The organism is Streptomyces rishiriensis (genome assembly GCF_003112535.1).
Classification (GTDB): Bacteria; Actinomycetota; Actinomycetes; order Streptomycetales; family Streptomycetaceae; genus Streptomyces; species Streptomyces rishiriensis.
The window spans coordinates 344,338-368,524 of the sequence record NZ_BEWA01000008.1 but is presented as its reverse complement, the minus strand read 5'-3'; the positions used below and the strand labels follow the sequence as shown (position 1 = coordinate 368,524).

The following is a 24,187-nucleotide window of genomic DNA, read 5'->3' as shown; positions in this document are numbered from 1 at the left end:
CCGGGCAGCGCCTTGCCGGGCCGGCCGGTCAGCGCAGCGCCGCCGTCTCGACGCCCAGGAGTCCGGCCAGCGCCCGCTCGCCGGCCGGCGTCACCTTCACCGCCCGCTCCGAACCGATGCGCACGCACCAGCCCGCGTCGAGCGCGTGCCGGCACAGGGCCGCGCCCGCGGCGCCCGCCAGGTGGGGGCGGCGCTCGGTCCAGTCGAGGCAGGCGCGGGCGAGCGGCCGGCGGCCCGTCCGGTCGAGCGCGATGCCGTTGTCCGCGAACCAGCGCGCCCCGGCCTCGGTCAGCGCGAACCCGGCGGCCCCGCCTTCCCGCCGGCCCGCACCGCTCAGCAGCCCACGCGCCGTGAACCCGTCGGTGAGGGCGATGCCGAGCCGCCCGGCGAGATGGTCGTAGCAGGTGCGTCCCCGGGCCATCGCCGAACCGGCCGTCGAGGCCCGCAGACCGCGCGGCCTGCGGGCGGGGTCCGGGGCGACCTGGGCGGCGAGGTCCTCCAGGAGCTGGGCGACCCGGGTGTCGAGGAGCCGCACGTACCGGTGGCGCCCCTGCCGTTCCTCGGCCAGCAGCCCGCCGGCGACCAGCTTGCCCAGGTGCTCGCTCAGCGTCGACGCGGCCACGCCCGCGTGCCGGGCCAGCTCGCCGGCGGTCCGGGCCCGCCCGTCGAGCAGCGCCAGCAGACAGACGGCCCGCGTCTCGTCCGCGACCAGCCCGGCGAGCGCGGCCAGCCCCGGCGCCCTTGCGTCCCGATGATCACCCGCGTGTGTGTCGCTCACGAGGTCCAGCATGCGCGACGGACGGTTCGGCCCACACCGAACCGTGCTCGCCCGCCCGTGCTAGGGCAGCTGCTCGAACTGCCGGGCGAGTCCGTCCAGCAGGGCCGTCAGGCCGGTCTCGAAGGCGCGCTCGTCGATCTTCTCCTGCTGGTCGGCGAGCAGATGGGCCTGGCCGAGGTGGGGGTAGTCGGCGGGGTCGTAGGCGCTCACGTCGTCGACGAAGCCGCCGGCGAACGAGCCGAGCGCGGACCCCATGACGAAGTAGCGCATCAGCGCGCCGATGGAGGTGGCCTGCGCGGGGGGCCAGCCCGCGCGGACCATCGCGCCGTACACCGCGTCGGCCAGCCGCAGACCGGCGGGACGCCGGCCGGGACCCCGGGCGAGCACCGGGACGATGTTCGGATGGTCGCGCAGGGCGGCGCGGTAGGAGACGGCCCAGTCGTGCAGCGCGGTGCGCCAGTCGCGGTCGTCCTCGAACATCGACAGGTCGACCTGGGCGCTCACCGAGTCGGCGACGGCCTCCAGGATCTCGTCCTTCGTGCGGAAGTGGTTGTAGAGCGAGGGCCCGCTCACTCCCAGCTCGGCGGCGAGCCGGCGGGTGGAGACGGCCGTGAGCCCCTCCGCGTCCACGAGCGCCCGTGCGGCCTGGACGATCCGGTCGGTGCTGAGAAGGGGCTTGCGCGGTCGGGCCATGGCGCACATAGTAGGGCTGCGCCATGTAAACTAGCAGTGCTAATTTAAAGTGTGACTTCGTCGGTGGGGTGATCTCGTGGTGAATCTGGGGCTCAGCGAGGAGCAGGCGGCCGTGCAACGGCTCGCCAAGGACTTCGTCGACCGTGAGATAGCCCCCCACGTCGTCGCCTGGGACCGGGCCGAGGAGGTCGACCGGTCCATCGTGGCGAAACTCGGCGCGATCGGTTTCCTCGGCCTGACCGTCGACGAGCAGTACGGCGGCTCGGGCGGCGACCATCTCGCCTACTGCCTGGTCACGGAGGAGCTGGGGCGCGGGGACTCGTCCGTGCGCGGGATCGTGTCCGTCTCCCTGGGGCTGGTCGCCAAGAGCGTCGCGGCCTGGGGGAGCGAGGAGCAGAAGCGCCGCTGGCTCCCGGGGCTGACGTCCGGCGCGTACGTGGGCTGCTTCGGACTGACCGAACCCGGCACCGGCTCGGACGCCGGCAACCTCGCCACCCGCGCGGTCCGCGACGGCGGCGACTACGTCATCAACGGCGCCAAGACGTTCATCACCAACGGCACCTGGGCCGACGTCGTCCTGCTCTTCGCCCGCTCGACCGACGCCCCGGGCCACAAGGGCGTCTCCGCGTTCCTCGTCCCCACCGACACTCCCGGCCTGTCCCGCCGTGCCATCCACGGCAAGCTCGGACTGCGCGGCCAGGCCACCGCCGAACTGGTCCTGGAGGACGTCCGCGTCCCTGCCGACGCGCTGCTGGCGCCCGAGGGCAAGGGGTTCTCGGTCGCGATGTCGGCGCTGGCCAAGGGGCGGATGTCGGTCGCCGCGGGCTGTGTCGGCATCGCGCAGGCCGCCCTGGACGCGGCGGTGCGGTACGCGGGGGAGCGTGAACAGTTCGGCAGGACCATCGCCCACCACCAGCTGATCCAGGAGCTGATCAGCGACATCGCGGTCGACGTGGACGCGGCCCGGCTGCTGACCTGGCGGGTCGCCGACCTGATCGACCGCGGCCTGCCCTTCGCCACCGAGTCCTCCAAGGCCAAGCTCTTCGCCTCGGAGGCCGCCGTGCGCGCCGCCAACAACGCCCTGCAGGTCTTCGGCGGCTACGGCTACATCGACGAGTACCCGGCGGGCAAGCTGTTGCGCGACGCCCGCGTGATGACCCTCTACGAGGGCACCAGCCAGATCCAGAAGCTGCTCATCGGGCGGTCGCTGACGGGCGTCTCGGCGTTCTGACGTCCCGGCGTTCTGAGTACGTCCTGAGTACCCGGACGGATGCGGCGCGGGCACTCCGGCGGCCAGGCTGTCGCCATGAGCGACACACCGGTCAAGCAGAACACCGCCGCCTTCTACGGCCAGGCGGTCGCGTCCTTCGCCGTGGCCATGGCGGCGACCGCCGTCGGCATCTTCAAGCTGAACGCCGACGCCTGGGTGCGGGCCTTCCTCGCGATCGCCGTTCTCTACCTCGTCACGTCCGCCTTCACCCTGGCCAAGGTGATCCGGGACAAGCAGGACGCCGCGGCCCGCACTTACAGTCCCTTCGAAAAGCTCTGAGCGAGCGTTCTAAGCGAGCGCTCAGTTTCGGCTGTATGGTGTAGCTCCTGCAGCGAGAGGGGCGGATCAGCGATGAGTACGGCGGAGGAGACGGCCGGCGGCGAGATCGAGCCGTGGGACGAGGTCACCCCTGACGCGGCCCGGCGACTGCTGGTCGCCGCCGTGGAGGCCTTCGCCGAGCGCGGCTACCACGCGACGACGACCCGGGACATCGCGGGCCGCGCGGGCATGAGCCCGGCCGCCCTCTACATCCACTACAAGACCAAGGAAGAGCTGCTCCACCGCATCAGCCGGATCGGCCACGACCGTGCGCTGGACATCCTGCGCACGGCGGCCGCCGGCGACGGCGACGCCACCCTGCGCCTCGCCGAGGCCGTGAGCTCCTTCGTCCGCTGGCACGCCGGGCGGCGCACCACGGCGCGCGTCGTCCAGTACGAACTGGACGCCCTTGGCCCCGAGGCCCGCGCCGAGATCCTCGACCTGCGCCGGCAGGTCGACGCCGAGGTGCGCGGCATCATCGAGGACGGTGTGGCCACGGGCGAGTTCGACGTGCCGGACGTCCACGGGACGACCCTCGCCGTGCTGTCCCTCTGCATCGACGTGGCCCGCTGGTTCAACGTCGACGGCCCCCGCACGCCCGACGAGGTCGGCGCGCTGTACGCCGACCTCGTGCTGCGGATGGTGGGCGCGGCGAAGTAGCCGCGCCGCCGCGGCGGGGTCAGAGGTAGTACCGGGACACCGACTCCGCCACGCACACCGGCTTGTCCCCGCCCTCGCGCTCCACGGTGAAGGCGACGGCGACCTGGACGCCGCCGGTGACGTCCTGCACGCCGGTGATCGTCGCGGTCGCGCGCAGGCGCGAGCCGACCGGGACGGGGGCCGGGAAACGGACCTTGTTCGTCCCGTAGTTGACGCCCATCTTCACGTTCTCGACCGTGATCAGCTGCGGGCCGAAGAGCGGCAGCAGGGAGAGGGTGAGGTAGCCGTGTGCGATGGTCGTGCCGAAGGGGCCGGCGGCGGCCTTCTCCGGATCGACGTGGATCCACTGGTGGTCGCCGGTGGCCTCCGCGAAGAGGTCGATCCGCTTCTGGTCGACCTCCACCCAGTCGGTGTGCCCCAGCTGCTCGCCCACCGCCGCCTTCAGGTCGTCGGCGGACGTGAAGATCCTCGGCTCTGCCATGTCTGCGGCCCTCTCGCGTCACTAGCTGCCCATGTCACCGTGCCATAGGTCTAAGCGACTGCTTAGCATGGTCCGCCGTCGGGCCGATGTCAACGGACCCGGCGGCGGGCGGGGTGGGTAGGGTTCGAGGGATGCCGCAGATTCCCGAGAAGGTCCACGAGCTCACGGTCGGTCAGCTCGCCGCGCGCAGCGGCGCCGCCGTCTCCGCCCTGCACTTCTACGAGTCCAAGGGCCTGATCAGCAGCCGCCGCACGGCAGGCAACCAACGCCGCTACCACCGTGACGCGCTGCGCCGCGTCGCCTTCGTCCGCGCGGCGCAGCGGGTCGGCATCCCGCTGGCCACGATCCGCGACGCCCTGGCCGAGCTCCCCGAGGAGCGGACCCCGACCCGGGAGGACTGGGCCCGCCTCTCCCGGGCGTGGCGCGCGGAACTGGACGAGCGGATCCAGCAGCTCAACCGCCTGAGGGACCACCTCACCGACTGCATCGGCTGCGGCTGCCTGTCCCTGGCGACCTGTGTCCTGTCCAACCCCGACGACGTCTTCGGCCAGCGGGCCTCCGGCTCGCGGCTGATGGTGGGGCGCAAGAGGTCGGACGACCGTGCGTGCGGCGACCGCTGAGCCGTCCCGCTCGTCCTCTGAGCCGTCCCGCCAGTCCTCGTGAGCGGTCCAGCACGTCCCGCACGGCCGTCCCGCACGCCCGTCCCGCGCGCGCACGGTCGCGTCCGCGCCCGGTCTCACTCGTACTCGGTGCCGCCCTTGCGGGTCAGATACGCCCCGCTGACCGCCTTCGCGATCGCCCTGCCCCCGGTCACGGGGCTGTGGCGCTCGACGGCCGGCCGGATCACCACACCCTCGCGCAGGTGCAGCCCGCGTCCCGTCACCGTCTCCCGGCCGGTCGCGATCTCCAGGATCCGCTCGCTGTCGTAGGGACCCTCGAACAGGCGCGGCACCAGGGGCAGTTCGCCGTCCAGCAGCTGCGCCGCGTCCAGCCAGCGGACCGTGCCGTCGATGTCCGCGCAGACGTCGAACACCGCGTACCCGAGGGTGGCGCGCCGTCCGTCCGCACCGTACGTCAGGTCCTGCACGCCCGCTCCGTAGACCTCCCCGAAGACGCCGACCCGGCGGGCGCCGAGCCGGCCGGCCAGGCGCGCCGCCGCTTCGGGGACGCCGTGACCGCGCACGGCCCGCCAGTACAGGTTGCGCGGATCCTCCGTCAGGGCGAGGGACTTCGCGCCGAAGCCCTTCGAGGAGACGTACACCCGCTCCTGGCCGGCCACGTACGTGAGCAGGCAGGCCGAGCCGTGCAGCTTCTCGGTCACGACGACGGGCTCGCCGGCTTCGAAGATGCCGGGGTAGCGCTGGATGTTCTCGATGTCGACCCAGGGCAGCAGATCCGGCGCGGCCTCGACGTCACCGCTCATGGTCGGCGGGATCGGCGGCACCCACTTGACGATGCCGAGCCGTTCCGCGAAGTCGGTGCCCTCCGCCGCCGCCCGCGCCAGGTCGACGCCGGCCAGCGCCTCGGGCCGGCACACGATCCCCTGCGACAGCTCGCCCCGCAGCCGCACCGCCTTGACCCGGTCCGCCCCGCTGCCCGCCAGCCGCCCGGTGAGCCCCAGCTCCTCGATCAGCGCGGCGGGAAGCACCGACTGCTCGGGGATGTACAGGGCCGCCTCACCGGTTCGGTAGGCGCCCTTGGCGACCACGGCCCGGTACAACCCGACCTGGGCCAGCTCGAGGGCGTCGGCGTCGGGGTGTTCGTGGACGGTCAGCACTTCGGCGGTGACGCGCAGCGTCGACATCAGGGGCTCCTCAGGGACTCGATGGGTCCTCAGTCGTGTTTCATCGGCCCCTACTGTCCTTGCGGGAAACCGGTGGAGCGACCGGATTACCGGCTGCTAGCGTCGGCGGGGGCTCGATGCCCAAGTCCCGGACGACACAGGCCGCTTCACCCACCCCTCGGCCTCCCGCGCCCCGCGCCCGGACCGGCGGATCGCCCGACTGCCATGGCTCGACGGTGCGTTCCCCGGTGCGCCCCAGGGGCCTGCCCCGCGCTCACCCGGGCCCGCCCGTGTGCCCGGCCGTCGCCTGTGACACCAACTGGGCGTTGGACGAGGCCCGTTGTCCGTCCGGCAGGCACAGGGTGTCCTCCAGGCCGATCCGGGTGGCCAGCCCGAGCCGCTCCGCCAGCCGCAGCACCGGCCAGGCCCCGCCGTCCTCGCCGTGCAGCAGCACGGGGCGGCCGAGCGCGGGCCCCAGCTCGGCCAGGAGGGCGCGCGCGGTCGTCACGGCCGTCCGCCCGGCGGTGTCGGTGACCTCCGCGAGGACCCGCAGCACCCTGGGGCCGAGCGGCGAGGCCGCGAACCGCGCCGCTCCGTCCGTTCCCGACCAGATGCCCGCCTCCACGCCGACGCCCCGGTCCATCAGGGCGGCCGCCAGTTCCTCCGCGCCCGGCTCGTGCCAGTTGACCGAGGCGTGGTCGGGGAGCACCGTCCAGCCGCGCACCCGGGCGAGCCGCTGCGCGGGGTCGGGCTCCGCCCAGGCGCCCGTGGTGACGCCGACCGGCACCGCCACCCGCGCCCGTATCGCGTCGAGGGTCGCCGCGACCACGCGCGGCGAGAGCGAGTCCCGTCCGCACGGCGTCCTGGGGTGGACATGGACGTCGGCGGCCCCCGCGGCGACGGCCTCCGCCGCGGACTCGGCCAGCGCCTCGGGCGTCAGCGGCACGACCGCGCCGTCCGCCGCTCCCCGTGTTCCGTTCAGACAGACCTGCACCATGTCCCGATGGTGGCATCCGGCACCGACAACCGACCGGGCGGCCGTCGGCGGCCCGCCGGGCCGGCGGAGGAGAGCGGAGCAGAGCGGAACAGGGAGGAACAGGGGGGAACAGAGGGGAGCAGGGAGGTGCGCCATCCCCGGCGCACCACCCCGTCGTGCTCTGCGCCCCCGTCGTGCTCTGCGCCCCCGCTGTGCTCTGCGCCCCCGCTGTGCTCGGCACCCGCGTCGTGCTCTCAGGCCGACATCAGCAGTCGTCCACGCCGGGCGTACGCCAGGGCCTCGGGGGTGAGGACCGGGCGCGGCACGAGGATCCCGCAGTCCGCGCAGACCGGACCCGCCGAGGGCTCGTGGTCCAGTTCGTACTTCCAGGGCAGTTCCTCGCCGCCGCACACCGGGCAGACGGCGCCCGGCGCGCGCTCCAGCGCGGCGATCAGCCTGCGCAGCACCTCGGCCAGCGGTTCACGGGGGTGGACCCGCGGGTCGTCGCACCACGCGACGCCGAAACCGCCCCAGGTCAGCCGGTGCCAGTCGTCCACGGTGCCGGGCCTGCGCAGTCCGTCGTGCTTCTCCTTCCTGCGGCGTTCGGCGAACTCGACCTCGTAGGCCAGCCATACGGCCCGTGCCTCCTCCAGCTCGTCCAACGCGGCCACGAGCCGCGCAGGGTCGGGGGAGCGGTCCTCCGGACCGAACCCGGCCCGGGAGCACAGGTGGTCCCAGGTCGCCCTGTGTCCGTAGGGGGCGAACCGCTCAAGGCACTTGCGCAGCGAATACCGCCGCAGCGCCAGATCGCAGCGCGGGTCTCGCACCTGTCTCGCCAGACTCCGGAAACCGGCCATCGCCTTGCACCTCCGTCACATCTGCACCTGTACTTCGGTCACTTCGGCGTCGTCGTACGGACGTCGTCGAATAGACGTATCGACATGCGATTCGGCTCCATCCGATCTCCGATGACCTCCCCCAGCCGAAAACTTGACGCATGTTCATCTTCAAATCCGGGGGCTACCGGCGGTAACCTTCCGGCCACCCCCATCGCTAGGAGCAGCCGATGCCACGGCGAACCCCACGCAACACTCTCGACAGACTGAGAACTCCCGGCAGATTCCCCGGGTTCCTGAAGACAGCCTCCGTATGCGCGCTGATCGCAGGACTTTTGTCGCCGATCACCCAGGCTGCGGCCGCCGCCGAGGCGACGACCGCCTCGAACGACTACTGCGGCGGCCAGTGTTCCGACATCCTGCCGCCGGGCGAGAACGGCAACGCCACTCTCGCCCAGGTCCTGCTCAACCAGGCCTTCGGGACCCAGCCCGACCACGCCGAGGACCAGCTGGGCCCCTACGCCAACCTGGCCAAGGGCTACCCCACGCTCACCAACGCGACGGTCAACACCTTCTTCAACGACGCCTCCTTCGGCGTTCCCTCCGATCAGGTCGCCTCCACCCTGAGTCCGGCGGGCCGCAGCGACGTGACGATCGTCCGCGACAAGAAGACGGGCGTTCCGCACATCACCGGCACCACCCGGTACGGCACCGAGTTCGGCGCCGGGTACGCCGCCGCCCAGGACCGGCTCTGGCTCATGGACGTCTTCCGTCATGTCGGCCGCGGCCAGCTCACGGGCTTCGCGGGCGGCGCCGCCTCCAACCAGGGTCTGGAACAGCAGTTCTGGCGTAATGCTCCGTACACCGAGGCAGACCTCCAGGCTCAGATCGACAACGCCGTCGCGACCAACGGCGCGCGCGGCCAGCAGGCCCTCGCCGACGCAGGCGCCTACCTGGCCGGTATCAACGCGTACATCGACGCCTCCGACAGCGGCCGCTACTTCCCCGGTGAATACGTCCTCACCGGCCACAAGGACTCAATCACCAACGCCGGCACCATCGATCACTTCAAGATCACCGACATGGTGGCGCTGGCCTCGGTGATCGGCGCGCTCTTCGGCTCCGGCGGCGGCGGCGAGGTCAACAACGCCGTGTCGCTGCTCGCGGCGCAGGAGAAGTACGGCGTGGAGCAGGGCACCCAGGTCTGGGAGGCGTTCCGCGAGCGCAACGACCCCGAGGCAGCCCTCACCGTCCACAACGGCGAGAGCTTCCCGTACGCCGCCAAACCCGCGAGCCCGCAGGGCGAGGCGCTGCCCGACGGCGGCTCGGTGACCACGCAGCCGCTGGTCTACGACGCCACCGGCACCGGCGGCGACCAGAGCGCCTCCGCCACCGCGGCGGCGGCCACCGCGTCAGCCCTCAGCTCGGCCCGGCGCGGCATGTCCAACGCCCTGGTGGTGAGCGGCAGGTCGACCGCGAGCGGCCACCCGATCGCCGTCTTCGGCCCGCAGACCGGCTACTTCGCCCCCCAGCTGCTCATGCTCCAGGAGATCCAGGGTCCGGGCATCAGCGCCCGCGGCGCCTCCTTCGCGGGCCTGAGCATGTACGTCGAGCTCGGCCGCGGCCAGGACTACGCCTGGAGCGCCACGACCTCCGGCCAGGACATCATCGACTCCTACGCGGTCGAACTGTGCCAGGACGACTACCACTACCTGTACCACGGCGCCTGCACGGCCATGGACGTCGTCGAGCAGAAGAACGCCTGGAAGCCGACCACCGCCGACGGGACGGCCGCCGGCTCGTACACCATGCGCGTCTACCGCACCAAGTACGGCCCCGTGCAGTACCGGGCGACCGTCGGCGGCAAGAAGGTCGCCTACACCACCCTGCGCTCGTCCTTCATGCACGAGGCCGACTCGATCATCGGCTTCCAGATGCTGAACGACCCGGACTACGTCAAGAGCCCGCAGACCTTCCAGAGCGCGGTGCAGCACATCAACTACACGTTCAACTGGTTCTACGCCGACTCCTCCCACACCGCCTACTACAACAGCGGTGACAACCCGGTGCGCGCGAGCGGCGTCGACGCCGAGTTCCCGGTGTGGGCGCAGGCGGCGTACGAGTGGAAGGACTGGGTCCCGGCCACCAACACGGCCGCGTACACGCCCGCCTCGGCGCACCCCAACTCCGTCGACCAGGACTACTACATCTCCTGGAACAACAAGCAGGCCAAGGACTACGCGACGGCCTCCTGGGGCGACGGGTCCGTGCACCGCGGCAACCTGCTGGAGGACCGGGTGAAGAAGCTGGTCGCGGCCGGCGGCGTCACGCGCGCGTCCCTGGCGAAGGCGATGGCCGAGGCGGCGCTCGTCGACCTGCGGGCCGAGGACGTCCTGCCCGATCTGCTGAAGGTGATCAACAGCTCCGCGGTCACCGACTCCACGGCCGCGGCCGCGGTGACCAAGCTCCAGGCGTGGCTGACGGCGGGCGGCAAGCGCACGGAGACCACGGCCGGTTCGAAGACCTACGCCGACGCCGACGCGATCCGCATCCTGGACGCCTGGTGGCCGCTGCTGGTGAAGGCGGAGTTCGAACCCGGTCTCGGCACCGGCCTGTACAGCGCGTTCACCGCCAACCTACCCGTGGACGAGGCCCCGTCGGCCGCCCACGGCCCGACCGGGGCGCACGCCGGCAGCTCCTTCCAGTACGGCTGGTGGAGCTATGTCGACAAGGACGTCCGGGCGGTGCTCGGCCAGTCGGTGCAGGGCGGGCTGACGCAGAAGTACTGCGGCGGCGGCACCCTCGGCGGCTGCCGCGACGTCCTGATCAGCACCCTGAAGACGGCGGCCGGCAAGACCGCGGCCCAGGTCTACCCGGGCGACACCCTGTGCGCCGCGGGCAACCAGTGGTGCGCCGACTCGATCGTCCAGCGCACGCTGGGCGGCATCAAGCACGGCAACATCAGCTGGCAGAACCGCCCCACCTTCCAGCAGGTGGTGGAGTTCGCCTCGCACCGGTAGTCCCCGCGACGGCGGGTCGTGTCCTGACGGACGCGGCCCGCCGTCGGCGTCTCGCGCGAGCCCTGCGCCCGCCGCCGTCGTCGTGCGGGCCGGCGCGCGTGCGGGCCGGACGCGCGTGGGGGAGCGCGCACGCCCGCGTGGCCGGCACGGCCCGCCCCCCGTCGTGCCGCCGCACACCCGCCCGGCGTCCGGCGCCTCCCCGACCGGCCTCCGGACCGGCGCCCGCGTGCCCTTCCCCGCGCCCTTCCCCCTCCCCGCCGGAGTCGGAGGACACGGGCAGGGACGGGCAGCGACGGGCAGGGTCGGGTCCGTGCGGGCAGTGTCCTGCGAACATGGGCCCGTGCGCACGCCACGACGCATACGGACAGAGGGCGTCCCCGTTCACGGCCGCCGGACTCGGCGGCGATCCCGGGGTAACCCTTCCGCCGCAACATACCGACTGGTTAGTCTGGCGAGCAGAGCCGATTCGTGCCGCAGTCGCGTCGAAGGAGACCGATGGTGGAAGCCGTGCAGGATGCCGGAGTGGTCGTGACCGGAGCGGGAGGCGGCATCGGGGCCGCGCTGGCCCGCCGCTTCGCCGCCGAGGGCGCCCGGGTCGTCGTCAACGACCTGGACGCCGGGCGGGCCGAGGCGGTGGCCGCCGAGATCGGCGGCATCGCGGTGCCCGGCGACGCCTCCACGATCGTCGACCGGGCCCGCGAGGCGCTCGGCGGCGCCGTCGACGTGTACTGCGCCAACGCCGGGGTCGCCTCGGGCGGCTCGGAGGCGGCCGGCGAGGCCGTCTGGGCGCAGGCCTGGGACGTCAACGTCATGGCCCACGTCCGCGCGGCGCACGCGCTGCTCCCGCACTGGCTGGAGCGCGGCCGCGGCCGGTTCGTCTCGACCGTCTCCGCCGCCGGGCTGCTCACCATGATCGGCGCGGCCCCCTACAGCGTCACCAAGCACGGCGCGTACGCCTTCGCCGAATGGCTGTCGCTCACCTACCGCCACCGGGGGATCCAGGTCCACGCGATCTGCCCGCAGGGCGTGCGCACCGACATGCTGGACGCCACCGGCAGCGCGGGCGACCTGGTGCTCAAGCCGACCGCGATCGAGCCGCAGGACGTCGCGGACGCCCTGTTCAAGGGCATCGCCGAGGACCGCTTCCTGATCCTGCCGCACCCCGAGGTCGCCGGGTACTACCAGGTGCGGGCCGGCGACCCCGACCGCTGGCTGACCAACATGAACCACCTGCAGCAGAAGTGGGAGACCGCCGAATGACCCAGTCCGCCTCCCGGTACGCCGCCAAGCCCTGGCTGGCCCTCCTCGACGACGCCCAGCGCGCCCCGATCGAGCCCGCCGACTCACCTGTGCACGCCTTCCGCAGGTCCGTGGCCGAGGCCCCCGACCGCGCCTGCCTCGCCTACTTCGACGGCCGGCTCAGCTACCGCGAGGTCGACGAGCTCAGCGACTCCGTGGCCGGCCACCTCGCCGCCCGCGGCCTGGCGCCGGGCGACCGGGTCGCCGTCCTGCTGCAGAACTCCCCGCTCTTCGTCCTCGCCCTGCTCGGCGCGTGGAAGGCGGGCGCGACGGTCGTCCCGGTGAACCCGATGTACAAGTCCGCGGAGGTCGCCCACGTCCTGCGGGACGGCGAGGTCGCGGCGCTGATCTGCTCCGACCGCGCGTGGGAGACGTATCTGCGCGACACGGCCGCCGACTCGCCCGTGCGGATCGCGCTCACCGGCTGCGAGCTGGACTTCCAGACGCGGGGCGACGCGCGCGTGCTCGCCTTCGAACGCCTCCCGCAGGCGCCCGACGCCGACGACCTCACCGCCGTCGCCCGGGCCGGCCACAAGGCGCCCGAGGGCCGCGAGGCGGCCCCGGACGACATCGCCCTGATCAGCTACACCTCCGGCACGAGCGGGGCCCCCAAGGGCGCCACCAACACGCACGGCAACATCATGCACAACGCCGAGCGGCAGCGCACCGGGCTGCGCCTGCCCGAGGCGCCCGTGTACTACGCGCTCGCGCCCCTGTTCCACATCACCGGCATGGTCTGCCAGCTCGTCGCGTGTCTGAACAGCGCGGGCACGCTCGTCCTCACGTACCGCTTCGACGCGGGCGTCGTGCTGGAGGCGTTCGCCGAGCACCGGCCGCACTACACGGTCGGCCCGTCCACCGCCTTCATGGCGCTGGCCGCCCACCCCACCTGCACCCGGGACCACTTCGCCTCCTTCGCGCACATCTCCTCCGGCGGCGCACCGCTGCCGCCGGCCCTGGTGGAGAAGTTCCGGGCCGGCTTCGGGCCCTACATCCGCAACGGCTACGGGCTCACCGAGTGCACCGCGCCCTGCGCCTCCGTCCCGCCGCAGCTGGAGGCGCCGGTCGACCCGGCCTCCGGAACCCTCGCCGTCGGCGTGCCCGGCCCCGACACGGTCGTGCGCATCGTCGACGACCAGGGCGCGGAGGCGCCCTTCGGCGAGCAGGGCGAGATCGTCGTCCGGGGCCCGCAGGTCGTGCCCGGGTACTGGCGGCGGCCCGACGCCACCGCGGAGACCTTCCCCGACGGGGAGCTGCGCACCGGCGACATCGGTTTCATGGACGAACAGGGCTGGCTGTACGTCGTGGACCGCAAGAAGGACATGATCAACGCGTCCGGGTTCAAGGTGTGGCCGCGCGAGGTCGAGGACGTGCTGTACACGCATCCGGCGGTGCGCGAGGCGGCCGTCGTCGGGGTGCCGGACGGCTATCGGGGCGAGACCGTCAAGGCCTACATCAGCCTGCGTCCCGGCGCCGACGCGGATGCCGGTACGCTCGCGGCCTACTGCAAGGAAAGGCTGGCGGCGTACAAGTACCCGCGTCAGGTGGAGATCCTGCCCGACCTGCCCAAGACGGCGAGTGGCAAGATCCTCCGTCGGGAACTGCGTTCCCGCGCACACGACGGCCAGTGACGCATCGAGGAAGAAGGCAGGTGGCGGCAGTGCCCAGGACGACGGACGGCGACGGGACGCCGGTGCCGCAGCGGCTGCTCGCCGCCGCCACCCGGCTCTTCGCCGAGCAGGGCTACGACCGCACCTCGGTGCAGGAGATCGTCGAGGCCGCAGGCGTCACCAAGGGGGCGCTGTACCACTACTTCGGCTCCAAGGACGACCTGCTGCACGAGGTCTACGCGCGCGTGCTGCGCGTCCAGCAGGAGCGCCTCGACGCGTTCGCGGGCGCCGACGAGCCGATCGAGAAGCGGCTGCGGGGCGCGGCGGCGGACGTCGTCGTCACGACGATCGAGAACCTCGACGACGCGATGATCTTCTTCCGTTCGATGCACCATCTGAGCCCCGAGAAGAACAAGCAGGTGCGCGCCGAGCGGCGGCGCTACCACGAACGCTTCCGCGCGCTGGTCGAGGAGGGCCAGCGGGCCGGCGTCTTCTCCACGGCGACCCCGGCCGACCTGGTCGTGGACTACCACTTCGGGTCCGTCCACCACCTGTCGACCTGGTACCGCCCGGACGGCCCGATGGGCGCGCAGGAGGTCGCCGACCACCTCGCCGACCTGCTGCTGCGGGCGCTGCGGCCGTAGGCCCCGCGCCCCCGCCGTGGGAGGCGTGCACGCGTGAGGGGCGGTCGCCACGGCCACGGCGACCGCCCCTCACCGGTTCCCGCTGCCGGGTCCCTAGAGGTACTTCTTCAGCTCCCGGCGCGCCAGCGACCGCTGGTGGACCTCGTCCGGCCCGTCCGCGATCATGAGCGTGCGCGCACTGGCGTACAGCTCGGCCAGCGGGAAGTCCTGGCTGACGCCGCCCGCGCCGTGCAGCTGGATCGCCCGGTCGATGATGTCGACGACCGCCCGTGGCGTCGCGATCTTGATGGCCTGGATCTCCGTGTGGGCGCCCCGGTTGCCGACGGTGTCCATCATCCAGGCGGTCTTCAGCACCAGCAGCCGCAGCTGCTCGACCGTCACCCGGGCGTCCGCGATCCAGTTGTGGACCACGCCCTGCTGGGCCAGCGACTTGCCGAAGGCGTCGCGGGAGACGGCCCGGCGGCACATCAGCTCGATCGCCCGCTCGGCCATGCCGATCAGCCGCATGCAGTGGTGGATGCGGCCGGGGCCGAGCCGGGCCTGGGCGATGGCGAAGCCGCCGCCCTCCTCGCCGATCAGGTTCGTCACCGGCACGCGCGCGTGGTCGAAGACCACCTCGGCGTGGCCGCCGTGGGAGTGGTCCTCGTAGCCGAAGACCTTCATGGCCCGCTTGACCGTGACGCCCGGGGTGTCGCGCGGCACGAGCACCATGGACTGCTGGCGGCGCACGTCGGCGCCGTCCGGGTTCGTCTTGCCCATCACGATGAAGATCGCGCAGTCCGGGTTCATCGCCCCCGAGATGTACCACTTGCGGCCCGTGACGACGTAGTCGTCGCCGTCGCGCTCGATGAGCGTGGTGATGTTGGTGGCGTCGGAGGAGGCCACCTCCGGCTCGGTCATCGCGAACGCCGAGCGGATCTCCCCGCCGAGCAGCGGCTCCAGCCACTGCTTCTTCTGCGGCTCGTCCGCGAACTGCGCGAGCACCTCCATGTTCCCGGTGTCCGGCGCGGCGCAGTTCAGGGCCGTAGGCGCCAGATGCGGCGAGCGGCCGGTGATCTCGGCCAGGGGCGCGTACTGGAGGTTCGTCAGACCCGCGCCGTGCTCGGCGTCGGGCAGGAAGAGGTTCCACAGGCCCTGCCGGCGCGCCTGCGCCTTCAGCTCCCCCACCACGGCCGGGGTGTCCCAGGGGGAGGCCAGCGCCGCCCGCTGCTCCTCCGCCACGGCCTCGGCCGGGTAGACGTACTCGTCCATGAAGGCGAGCAGCCTGGCGCGGAGTTCCTCGGTGCGGGCGTCGAACGTGAAGTCCATGCCGGTCAGCCTTCCTGGAGAGTGGTCAGTCCGTGTTCGATGAAGACGGGGACGAGCTCCCCGATCCGGTCGAAGCCGCGCCCGACCGTCTGGCCCAGCGTGTACCGGTAGTGGATCCCCTCCAGGATCACGGCGAGCTTGAACCAGGCGAACGCCGTGTACCAGGAGACCGCCGAGACGTCCCGCCCGGAGCGGGCCGCGTACCGTTCCACCAGCTCGGCCGGCGACGGGTGCCCCGGGGCGGAGGCCGTCGTGGAGATCGGCGAGTCCGGCAGCCGCAGGGGGACGCTGTACATCACCAGCAGGCCCAGGTCGGTCAGCGGATCGCCGAGCGTCGACATCTCCCAGTCGAGGATGGCCCGGATGGTGTCGTCCGGGCCGATCAGCACGTTGTCGAGCCGGTAGTCGCCGTGCACGACGGCGGGCGCGGGGGAGTGCGGCAGCTCGCGGCCGAGGGCCGCATGCAGCTCGTCGACCCCGGCCAGGTCGCGGCTGCGGGAGGCGTCCAGCTGCTTGCCCCAGCGGCGCAGCTGCCGGTCCAAGAAGCCCTCGGGGCGGCCGAAGTCGGCCAGGCCCACCTCGGCGGGGTCCACCGCGTGCAGCTCCACCAGGGTGTCCACCAGCGACAGGATCGCGTCCCGGGTGCGCCGCTCGCCGAGCGGGACGAGCTCGTCCGCCGTCCGGTACGGGGTGCCCTCGACGAACTCCATGACGTAGAAGGGCGCCCCGAGCACCTGCTCGTCCTCGCAGAGCAGCACCGGTCGCGGCACCGGCACGCTCGTCGGGTGCAGCGCGCTGATCACCCGGTGCTCGCGCCGCATGTCGTGCGCGGTGGCCAGCACGTGCCCGAGCGGAGGCCGCCGCACGACCCACTTTGCCTCGCCGTCGGAGACCGCGTAGGTGAGGTTCGACCGTCCGCCCTCGATCAGCCGGCCGGTCAGGGGGCCGTGGACCAGGCCGGGACGCTCGCGCTCCAACAGGGCGCGCAGCCGGTCGAGGTCGAGTCCGGGCGGGTGGTCGGGGCTCATGCGTCGCTCCTGTGGGCGGGACGGGTGAACAGGACTCGCCCCATGATGCCGACCGGTCGGTATGCCGTCCAGTGGTCCCGCCCAACGTGATCGGGGCCACGATAGGACGAAGGCTCCCCGGGCGACACCCGCGGAGCCCTCGGCGGACGATCGCCGGCCGCCCGCCCGACCTGGCGCGGACGCCCCGCCCGGCGTCAGTGGTCGTCCCAGTGGCCTTCGTGCTCGGCGTGGCGGTGGCCGTCGTGCAGGTAGTCCACATGGTCGCCGTGCTGCACGCGCGCGTGCCCGCAGTCCTCGCCGTGCCGGTGCTCGTGCCCGCCGTGGGTCACGTGTCCCACGGGCTCGCACTCGTCCCAGTGGCCGCCGTGCTCGCGGTGCAGATGCCCGTCGTGGGCGTAGTCGACATGGTCGCCGTGCTGCACGCGCGCGTGCCCGCAGTCGGGGCCGTGCGCGTGCGAGTGGGCGGCGTGTTCGGCGTGGGTGGCGGTCATGGGGGGCTCACCTTCGACGCTGCGGGCGATGACGTCGGACAGGCTGCCATGCGAACCGCCCGTATCGGGTCATTCCGCTTGCGTGGCGTTCGGGGACCCCTGAGGGTCGGACCCATGAAGGCCATCAGCTACTCCCGCTACGGCGGCCCCGAGACGCTCGTGTACGGGGACGTCCGCGAGCCCAAGGTCGGCCCCGACTCGGTGCTCGTGAAGGTCCGGGCGGCGGCGGTGAACCCCGTCGACTGGAAGTGCCGTGAGGGTCATCTGGACCCGATGCTCGACGCCGTCTTCCCGGTGGTCCCCGGCTGGGACGTCTCGGGCGTCGTCGTCCAGCTCGGCGTGTCCGTCGCGGAGTACGCCGTGGGCGACGAGGTCATCGGCTACGTCCGCGAGGACTTCCTCTCCCGCGGGACCTTCGCCGAGTACGTGGCCGCGCCGGTGCGCACCCTCGCCCGCAAGCCGCGCCATCTCACCTGGGAGGAGGCCGCGGGCCTGCCGCTGACCGGCCTCACCGCCTACCAGGTGCTGACCGGGGCCCTCCAGGTGAAGCGGGGCGAGACCGTCCTCGTCCACGCGGCCGCGGGCGGGGTCGGCTCCATGGCCGTGCAACTGGCCCGCCACCTGGGCGCACGGGTGATCGGCACGGCGAGCGAGGCCAACCACGACTTCGTGCGCTCGCTGGGCGGCGAGCCGGTCGCCCACGGCGCGGGACTGGCCGAGCGGGTGCGCGGGCTGGCCCCCGAGGGGGTGGACGCGGCCTTCGACACGGTCGGCGGGGAGTCCCTGAAGGTCTCCGCCAACCTGCTGGCTCCGGAGGGACGCCTGGTGTCGATCGCCGACGGCGAAGTCATCGGCTACGGCGGCCGCTACTACTGGGTCAGGCCCGACGCCGAGGACCTCACCCGAGTGGCGGAACTGGCCGAACAGGGCGTGCTCCGCGTGCACGTCTCCCGGACGTTCCCGCTGGAACGCGCGGCGGAGGCCCACCGCCTGAACGAGGAGGGCCGCACCCGCGGCAAGATCGTCGTCACGGTGGCCTGGGACCCGACGGACGGCGCGGAGACAGCGACGGGCGAGGAGACGGCGACGGGCGGGGACGGCGCGAGCGCGGACGCCGGCCCCTGGTAGAAGCCGGGGCCCGGCACGGCCCGGCCCGGCACGGCCCGGCCCGGCACGGCCCGGCACGGCCCGGCCCGGCACGGCCCGGCACGGCACGGCCCGGCACGGCCCGGCACGGCCCGGCCCGGCACGGCCCGGCCCGGCCCAGCCCGGCACGGCCCGGCACGGCCCGGCACGGCCCGGCCCGGCACGGCCCGGCCCGGCACGAGCACTCGGCCCCGACACCCGGCCCGGGAGGGCAGACCCTAGATCACCAGTGCCAGGGCGCACGCCGCCGTCGCGAGCGTGCACAGGACCACCGACGCGGCGTGCCGCGGAGCGAGGGGCGCCGGACTCGCCGTGGCGGCGAGGGCCCGGATCCGCTCGTGGGCGAGCAGCAGGAAGGCCAGCCACAGTCCGCAGCACAGCGCACAGGCGACGATCCCGAACGCCGAGGGCCCGCCGTGCAGCGCCGCCTTCACGGCCAGCACGGCGGTGACGGTGCTCGCCAGCGTGGTACGCCGCCAGGCCAGCCGCGTCCGCTCCGGCTGGAGCCCGGGATCGCGCACGGACAGTGCCTCGCCGCTCACCCCTCCCACCCCACCAGCACCACCACGACCATCGCCACGGCCACCACCGCGACCACCACGCCCAGCAGCGCCGGGAAGCGGGACGCCGGCAGGTCCTCGCCCCGGCGCATCGCCCGCTCGCAGCGCATCCAGTGGTTCACCGCGCGCAACGAGCACAGCACGCCCGCCCCGAGCAGGGCCAGCGCCAGCCCCACCCGCCAGCCCCAGCGCAGGTCCGGCAGGAACTGGTCCACCGCGAAACCCCCGCCGATCAGGGCCAGCGCGGTGCGCATCCAGGCCAGGAAGGTGCGCTCGTTGGCCAGCGAGAACCGGTAGTCGGGTGTGCTGCCCTCCTCCCGGACCTGCTCGGGCGCGAACCACAGCCTGACGTTCTGCACGAACTCGATCACCCGACGGACCCTACCCGCCCTCCGGCGTCCCGCCCGGAGCCGTCCGCCGCCGCCCGGAGGCCCCGCTCAGCCCGTCGGCCGGAACTCCTTCAGACGCCGGTACGCGTCCAGCCCGTCCGGCACCCACTCCCAGACGGGCAGCCGGCGTTCGACCTCCTCCTCGGGCAGGAACGCGTGCCAGGCCACCTCCTCCGCCTGGGGGTTCACCGGCAACTCGCAGCGGACCTCGTAGACGGCCGACCACCAGCTCCCGGCCGGCCCGCCCTCGTAGAGGAACTTGAAGAGGAACTCCGGCCGGGGCAGACCGCTCACGCCGAGCTCCTCCTCGGCCTCGCGCAGGGCGGCGTCGTCGTACGCCTCGCCCGCGCCGACCACCCCGCCCACGAACATGTCGTACAACGAGGGGAAGACCAGCTTGGTCGCGGTCCGGCGGTGCACGAAGAGCCGGCCGTCGGCGTCCCGGGCCTGGATGAAGACGCAGCGGTGCCGCAGCCCTTCGGCGTACACCCTGCCCCGTGGAAAACGCCCCACGACCTGGTCGTTCTCGTCGACGACGTCGAGGATCTCGTCAGCAGCGCTCATGCGCCCATCCAAGCAGGCGGCCGGCGCCGGAGGGCGGGCCGCGCCGTTCGGACGAGGACGGCCGGTCCGGCGGGTCGAGGACGGCCGCGGCGGCGGGAACCGGGAGAGGGCCGGCCCGGCGCGGCGACGGCCGGTCGGTCACTGCGGCTGGAAGTCCGGCACGCGCTCGCGCGGCGCCGCGCCCCGGGGCATCGCCGGATGCAGTCCGAGGAGCACGATGCCCGCGACGATCGCCGCGAGTCCCGCCGCCTCCCAGGCCAGAGCGCCGGTGTCGGTGTGCAGCCGGTCGCCGAGGAAGCCCACGCCGCAGAGGATCCCCGCGAGCGGCTGGGCCGCGGTCAGCGCGGGCAGCGACATCCGCAGGGGCGCCGTCTCGAACGCGCTCTGGACCAGCACGAGCCCGGTCACGCCGAGCGCGAGCACCGCGTACGGCTGCCAGCCGGTGAGCAGCTCACCGAGGCCGCCCGCGCCGAAACGCTGCCCGCTGACCCTGGTCAGGGCGTCCTGCACGCCGTACAGCAGACCGGCCGCCAGGGAGAGCAGGACCGGACCCGAACTCAGCCGGGAACGCCTGGCGTACGTCGTCAGCAGCAGCGCCAGCCCGACCATCACGCCGATGAGCAGCCAGTGCCGCAGCGGATCCGCGACCGCGTGGCCGCCGCGCGGCTGGCCCGCCACGATGAAGGCCGTCACCCCGCCCGCGAGCAGGAGCAGACCGGACCAGCCCTGGCGGCCCAGCGGCTGTTTCGTCTGGTGCCGGGAGAGCGCGAGGGCGAAGAGCAGGTTCGTCGCCAGCAGCGGCTCCACCAGGGAGATCTCGCCCTGGCCGAGCGCGACCGCGCCCAGCGCCATGCCGGCCACCATCAGGCCGATGCCGCCGAGCCAGCGCGGCACCTTCATCAGGTCGAGCAGCAGCCGCGGCGAGAGGAAGTCGCCGAGCGGCGCCCGCTGGGCCGCGTTCTGCTGGAGCACGAACCCGAAGCCCAGGCAGCAGGCGGCGCTCACGGCGAGAACCAGAACCAGTACCGACACGCTGCGTACCTCGATCATCCGGTCGGACCACGGACGGGGTGCGTGTGGCCGACTGTAGCGTCCCCGCGCCCCCAGTGCTCCTGGGAGTGCCGGAAACCTTCGCTTCGGGCCCGTCCCGGGACGACGCTTCCGGGAGTGCCCCTGACCGGGCGGTCGACCCGCCCGAGGCGCCGGGCCCGAGGGCCGGGGCGCGACCGTACGGCCGTGGTGGCCGTATCGCCATGGTGTGGGCTGCGGCCGGGCAGCGCCATGGCGTACGCCACACCGGCACCGGGCGGCCCCGCCCGCGACCGGTCCCACCAGCGGCGGGCCCCCGTCGGCCCGCCGAGGCCGTGCGGCGGCCGGCGCGGGTCACGGTTCCCGGCTCTTGACGGTGGGCGCCGACCGGGGATTGGCTGTGTGTGATCGGCCGATCGCGGGCCGATGCCAGAGCCGCCGCCGAGGAGGATGAGGAAGTCCCGCGGTGCATTTACCCCCGCCACCCCTCGGCCCCGGCCGGCAGCGCCCGGGTCCGATCCCCGACCCGGCCCTGGACGACGTCGAACTCGGCGTCGCCCGCGCCGCGTTGGTCCAGGGCCGTCGACAGCCCGTGCGCTCCCTGCTGGCCCGTACCGGCGACGACTGGGACCGGCGCGCACACCGGGTCTGCGTCCTCGCCCTCGAACCGTATGCGGCCGCCTGGGCCGACGACTGGCTGCTCGCCGAACCCGGCTGCGCCGACGCCGCCGTCCTGCTCGCCCTGGCCCGGGTCCGCCGGGCCCTGCGCGGCAAGGAGGATCCGGCCCTCGCGCGCGCCGCGTGCCGGTCGGCCGCCGAGCTGGCTCCCGCCGATCCCACCCCCTGGCTCGGCCTGCTGCGGCTGGAGCGGACGGGCGGGGCCGAGGCGGTGCGGATCTTCGAGGAGATCCGCTCCCGGCACCGCGACCACCACCACGCGCACCACCTCATGGTGGCCCGGCTCGCCGGACGCCGCGCGGACGGCGGCCCCGACCCGCTGCACGAGGTGTACGACTTCGCCGCCTGGGCCGCCGAGCAGGCGCCCGCGGACTCCCCGCTGGCCATCCTCCCGGTCGTCGCGCACGCCGAGCGCTACCGGGTGCTGGCCGCCCACGGCTTCGCGCCGGCCGACCCCGCCGCCTGCGGGCACTGGCGCGACAGCCGGGCCCGGGACGTGATGAAGGCGGCCTTCGACTGGTGGCTGGAGTGGGAGCACGACGGTCACCCCCGGCATCTGGTGGACCTGAACTTCCTCGCCCACGCCAAGGTGTGCGGGGGCCGGGGAGCCGAGGCCGCCGCCCTCTTCCAGCGCATCGGCCGGCATGTCACCCGCAGGCCCTGGTCGTACCCGGACCGCGACCCGGGCGAGGCGTTCCGGAGGGCCCGGGCCGGCGCGCTCCGGACCGGCGGGGCCGCGCCGCAGCTGAGAAGCGGGTGAGAAGTGTGACGGAAGTCTGACGGCGGTTCTGGATCCCTGGCCCCGGTGGGCCCCGTGGTGCTCGAATGGAAGGGTGAACCCCCAACCGTCCGAGCAACCCGAACCACCCGAACGACCCGAACGACCGGGACCGTCCGAACGACCGGGACCGTCCGAACGACCGGGACCGTCCGAACGACCGGGACCGTCCGATCGGCCGCGCCCGTCCGAACCGCCGGGTGCGTCCGGGCGACCGGACCGGGCCGGGCGACCGGACCGGCACGAGCCGCCGGGTGCGTCCGGGTCGTCCGGTGAGCGCGGTGCGCCCGTCGGCCGGCGCGTGTTCCTCGGCACGCTCGCCCTGGGCGCCGTGGGAGTGATCGCCGCGCCGCCCCTGCAGCGCGGCCTCGAAGCCTTCCTCGCCAGCGCCGCCGTCAAGGACCCCACCGGTCTCACCGGGCTGCTCCCCAACGGCGGCGGCTTCCGCTACTACTCGGTGACCTCGTCCGTGCCGCACAAGAACGCGGCGAACTACCGCCTCACCGTGGACGGCCTCGTCGACCGGCCCGTCACCTACACCCTGGACGAGCTGCGGGCGATGCCCCAGACCCGGATGGTCAAGGACGTCCAGTGCGTCACCGGCTGGCGGGTGCCCGGCACCCCCTTCGAGGGCGTACGGCTGTCCGCGCTGCTGGACGCGGCCGGAGTGCAGGCCAAGGCCGGCGCGGTCCGCTTCACCTGCTTCGACGGCGCCTACAGCGAGAGCCTCACCCTGGCCCAGGCCCGCCGCGCCGACGTCCTGGTCGCGCTGCGGATGCAGGACAAGGACCTCGGCCACGACCACGGCGGACCCGTCCGCCTCTATGTGGCGCCCATGTACTTCTACAAGTCCGCCAAGTGGCTCTCGGGCATCACCGTCACCGAGAAGGTGCGCCCCGGCTACTGGGAGGACCGCGGCTATGACGTCGACGCCTGGGTCGGTCGTTCGAACGGGCGGGACGATGATCCTACGAGCTGAGGCGCGACCCGCCGCGGACGTGCGCCGCTTCACCCGCGCCGTGCGGTGGGTGCACCGCACCACCGCCCTGCTGATGGGCGTGTGCGTGGTGACCGCGTCCTTCCTGTACGTCCCCGAGTTCGCCCAGCTCGTGGGCCGCCGCGAGCTGGTGGTCCGCGTCCACGAGTGGGCCGGGCTGGCCCTGCCCGTGCCCGTCCTGGCGGGCCTGGTCTCCCGCGCGTTCCGCGCCGACCTCGGACACCTCAACCGCTTCGGCCCGCACGACCGGCGCTGGCTGCGGGCCGCCCTGCGCCGGGACAAGCGCCGGGAGTCGCGTCCGGCGGCCAAGTTCAACGCCGGGCAGAAGGTCTACGCGTCCTGGATCGCGGGGGCGACCCTGGTCATGCTCGGCACGGGCCTGCTCATGTGGTTCACCCACCTCACCCCGATCATGTGGCGCACCAGTGCGACCTTCGTCCACGACTGGCTGGCTCTGACCATCGGCGTCGTCCTGGCCGGCCACATCGGCATGGCCCTGGGCGACCCGGAGGCCAGACGCGGCATGCGCACCGGCTCGGTGAGCCGGGAGTGGGCGGAGCGAGAACACCGCCTGTGGCGGCCGTGACCGCCGGGTCCACCGTGCCCCTTGCCCTTGCCCTTGCCCTTGCCCTTGCCCTTCGCCGAGGCGAGAGCGCCCGCGTCCGGGCCATGGCGCACAGAGCAGACGGCCGCACAGAGCAGACGGCCGCACAGAGCAGACGGCCGCACAGAGCAGACGGCCGGCCTCCGGCTGCTCCGCCCGGCGCGGGATCGCCTCGCCCAGCTCGGCCGCCTCGGTCACCTCGGCCAGGAGGGCGCTCCCGCCCCGGTCCTCTGCCCTGGCCCCCGGC

At 73.4% G+C, this 24,187-nt stretch carries 25 protein-coding genes; 12 read left to right on the top strand and 13 right to left on the bottom strand.

What is annotated here, in order from left to right; all coding sequences use genetic code 11:
- Window positions 1-28: 28 nt before the first annotated feature.
- The gene (locus Sri02f_RS15965) at window positions 29-790 is read right to left on the bottom strand and encodes an ArsR/SmtB family transcription factor (RefSeq protein ID WP_109001952.1); all 762 of its coding nucleotides are present in this window, start codon (window positions 788-790) and stop codon (window positions 29-31) included.
- 48 nt (window positions 791-838) lie between these two features.
- Window positions 839-1,471 (bottom strand): TetR/AcrR family transcriptional regulator, encoded by a 633-nt coding sequence (locus tag Sri02f_RS15960; RefSeq protein ID WP_109001951.1) that lies wholly within the window; start codon window positions 1,469-1,471, stop codon window positions 839-841.
- 79 nt (window positions 1,472-1,550) lie between these two features.
- Between Sri02f_RS15960 and Sri02f_RS15955 the strand changes: the two genes are divergently transcribed.
- The 3 genes from Sri02f_RS15955 to Sri02f_RS15945 all read left to right on the top strand — a co-directional run bounded on the left by Sri02f_RS15955 (window position 1,551) and on the right by Sri02f_RS15945 (window position 3,719).
- Window positions 1,551-2,702 carry an acyl-CoA dehydrogenase family protein gene (locus Sri02f_RS15955; RefSeq protein ID WP_109001950.1) on the top strand — a complete coding sequence of 384 codons (1,152 nt, stop codon included), beginning with the start codon at window positions 1,551-1,553 and terminating at the stop codon, window positions 2,700-2,702.
- A gap of 75 nt (window positions 2,703-2,777) precedes the next feature.
- The gene (locus Sri02f_RS15950; RefSeq protein ID WP_109001995.1) at window positions 2,778-3,020 is read left to right on the top strand and encodes a YiaA/YiaB family inner membrane protein; all 243 of its coding nucleotides are present in this window, start codon (window positions 2,778-2,780) and stop codon (window positions 3,018-3,020) included.
- Between the two features lie 72 nt (window positions 3,021-3,092).
- A complete protein-coding gene (locus Sri02f_RS15945) occupies window positions 3,093-3,719 on the top strand; it encodes a TetR/AcrR family transcriptional regulator (protein ID WP_109001949.1) in 627 nt (208 codons plus the stop codon).
- Between the two features lie 19 nt (window positions 3,720-3,738).
- Here the strand turns inward: Sri02f_RS15945 and Sri02f_RS15940 are convergent, their stop codons facing one another.
- On the bottom strand, window positions 3,739-4,200 hold the full coding sequence (locus Sri02f_RS15940; RefSeq protein ID WP_109001948.1) for a MaoC family dehydratase: 462 nt from the start codon (window positions 4,198-4,200) through the stop codon (window positions 3,739-3,741).
- Window positions 4,201-4,331: 131 nt separating this feature from the next.
- Between Sri02f_RS15940 and soxR the strand changes: the two genes are divergently transcribed.
- Window positions 4,332-4,820: a redox-sensitive transcriptional activator SoxR gene (soxR, locus tag Sri02f_RS15935; RefSeq protein WP_109001947.1), complete on the top strand. Its 489-nt coding sequence runs from the start codon at window positions 4,332-4,334 to the stop codon at window positions 4,818-4,820.
- A gap of 116 nt (window positions 4,821-4,936) precedes the next feature.
- Here the strand turns inward: soxR and Sri02f_RS15930 are convergent, their stop codons facing one another.
- The 3 genes from Sri02f_RS15930 to Sri02f_RS15920 all read right to left on the bottom strand — a co-directional run bounded on the left by Sri02f_RS15930 (window position 4,937) and on the right by Sri02f_RS15920 (window position 7,816).
- Window positions 4,937-6,004, bottom strand: a complete 1,068-nt coding sequence (locus Sri02f_RS15930) for an RNA ligase (ATP) (protein WP_109001946.1) — start codon at window positions 6,002-6,004, stop codon at window positions 4,937-4,939.
- A gap of 253 nt (window positions 6,005-6,257) precedes the next feature.
- Window positions 6,258-6,980 carry a 3-keto-5-aminohexanoate cleavage protein gene (locus tag Sri02f_RS15925; RefSeq protein ID WP_109001945.1) on the bottom strand — a complete coding sequence of 241 codons (723 nt, stop codon included), beginning with the start codon at window positions 6,978-6,980 and terminating at the stop codon, window positions 6,258-6,260.
- Window positions 6,981-7,213: 233 nt separating this feature from the next.
- Window positions 7,214-7,816: a hypothetical protein gene (locus tag Sri02f_RS15920; RefSeq protein WP_109001944.1), complete on the bottom strand. Its 603-nt coding sequence runs from the start codon at window positions 7,814-7,816 to the stop codon at window positions 7,214-7,216.
- 209 nt (window positions 7,817-8,025) lie between these two features.
- Here Sri02f_RS15920 and Sri02f_RS15915 point away from each other — a divergent pair, with 209 nt between their 5' ends.
- From Sri02f_RS15915 to Sri02f_RS15900, 4 genes are all read left to right on the top strand, one after another.
- A complete protein-coding gene (locus tag Sri02f_RS15915; protein ID WP_109001943.1) occupies window positions 8,026-10,815 on the top strand; it encodes a penicillin acylase family protein in 2,790 nt (929 codons plus the stop codon).
- Between the two features lie 495 nt (window positions 10,816-11,310).
- Window positions 11,311-12,075: an SDR family oxidoreductase gene (locus Sri02f_RS15910; RefSeq protein ID WP_109001942.1), complete on the top strand. Its 765-nt coding sequence runs from the start codon at window positions 11,311-11,313 to the stop codon at window positions 12,073-12,075.
- Window positions 12,072-13,745: a class I adenylate-forming enzyme family protein gene (locus Sri02f_RS15905; RefSeq protein WP_109001941.1), complete on the top strand. Its 1,674-nt coding sequence runs from the start codon at window positions 12,072-12,074 to the stop codon at window positions 13,743-13,745. The genes Sri02f_RS15910 and Sri02f_RS15905 overlap by 4 nt, the downstream gene beginning before the upstream one ends.
- Before the next feature lie 29 nt (window positions 13,746-13,774).
- Complete coding sequence (locus tag Sri02f_RS15900) at window positions 13,775-14,368, top strand: TetR/AcrR family transcriptional regulator (RefSeq protein WP_109001994.1); 594 nt, start codon at window positions 13,775-13,777, stop codon at window positions 14,366-14,368.
- A gap of 93 nt (window positions 14,369-14,461) precedes the next feature.
- On the opposite strand, the gene Sri02f_RS15895 is transcribed toward Sri02f_RS15900, so the two are convergent.
- The 3 genes from Sri02f_RS15895 to Sri02f_RS15885 form a co-directional block, all read right to left on the bottom strand.
- Entirely contained in the window at window positions 14,462-15,676 is a 1,215-nt protein-coding gene (locus Sri02f_RS15895) for an acyl-CoA dehydrogenase family protein (protein ID WP_109001940.1), read from the bottom strand.
- A gap of 5 nt (window positions 15,677-15,681) precedes the next feature.
- A complete protein-coding gene (locus tag Sri02f_RS15890; RefSeq protein WP_109001939.1) occupies window positions 15,682-16,704 on the bottom strand; it encodes a phosphotransferase family protein in 1,023 nt (340 codons plus the stop codon).
- 194 nt (window positions 16,705-16,898) lie between these two features.
- Window positions 16,899-17,195 (bottom strand): hypothetical protein, encoded by a 297-nt coding sequence (locus Sri02f_RS15885; protein ID WP_109001938.1) that lies wholly within the window; start codon window positions 17,193-17,195, stop codon window positions 16,899-16,901.
- Between the two features lie 114 nt (window positions 17,196-17,309).
- On the opposite strand from Sri02f_RS15885, the gene Sri02f_RS15880 reads away from it, so the two are divergent.
- On the top strand, window positions 17,310-18,323 hold the full coding sequence (locus Sri02f_RS15880; protein WP_109001937.1) for an NADP-dependent oxidoreductase: 1,014 nt from the start codon (window positions 17,310-17,312) through the stop codon (window positions 18,321-18,323).
- 236 nt (window positions 18,324-18,559) lie between these two features.
- Here Sri02f_RS15880 and Sri02f_RS15875 read toward each other — a convergent pair whose 3' ends face one another.
- From Sri02f_RS15875 to Sri02f_RS15860, 4 genes are all read right to left on the bottom strand, one after another.
- The gene (locus Sri02f_RS15875; protein WP_109001936.1) at window positions 18,560-18,883 is read right to left on the bottom strand and encodes a DUF202 domain-containing protein; all 324 of its coding nucleotides are present in this window, start codon (window positions 18,881-18,883) and stop codon (window positions 18,560-18,562) included.
- Complete coding sequence (locus Sri02f_RS15870; protein ID WP_069773531.1) at window positions 18,880-19,272, bottom strand: YidH family protein; 393 nt, start codon at window positions 19,270-19,272, stop codon at window positions 18,880-18,882. Before Sri02f_RS15870 ends, Sri02f_RS15875 begins: the two co-directional genes overlap by 4 nt.
- 66 nt (window positions 19,273-19,338) lie before the next feature.
- A complete protein-coding gene (locus Sri02f_RS15865; protein ID WP_109001935.1) occupies window positions 19,339-19,854 on the bottom strand; it encodes an NUDIX hydrolase in 516 nt (171 codons plus the stop codon).
- Between the two features lie 138 nt (window positions 19,855-19,992).
- Window positions 19,993-20,886 carry a DMT family transporter gene (locus Sri02f_RS15860; protein WP_109001993.1) on the bottom strand — a complete coding sequence of 298 codons (894 nt, stop codon included), beginning with the start codon at window positions 20,884-20,886 and terminating at the stop codon, window positions 19,993-19,995.
- A gap of 463 nt (window positions 20,887-21,349) precedes the next feature.
- Here Sri02f_RS15860 and Sri02f_RS15855 point away from each other — a divergent pair, with 463 nt between their 5' ends.
- The 3 genes from Sri02f_RS15855 to Sri02f_RS15845 all read left to right on the top strand — a co-directional run bounded on the left by Sri02f_RS15855 (window position 21,350) and on the right by Sri02f_RS15845 (window position 23,922).
- On the top strand, window positions 21,350-22,321 hold the full coding sequence (locus tag Sri02f_RS15855; RefSeq protein WP_109001934.1) for a hypothetical protein: 972 nt from the start codon (window positions 21,350-21,352) through the stop codon (window positions 22,319-22,321).
- 319 nt (window positions 22,322-22,640) lie between these two features.
- The gene (locus tag Sri02f_RS15850; RefSeq protein ID WP_109001933.1) at window positions 22,641-23,318 is read left to right on the top strand and encodes a molybdopterin-dependent oxidoreductase; all 678 of its coding nucleotides are present in this window, start codon (window positions 22,641-22,643) and stop codon (window positions 23,316-23,318) included.
- Window positions 23,302-23,922, top strand: a complete 621-nt coding sequence (locus tag Sri02f_RS15845) for a cytochrome b/b6 domain-containing protein (protein WP_109001932.1) — start codon at window positions 23,302-23,304, stop codon at window positions 23,920-23,922. The genes Sri02f_RS15850 and Sri02f_RS15845 overlap by 17 nt, the downstream gene beginning before the upstream one ends.
- Window positions 23,923-24,187: the final 265 nt, after the last annotated feature.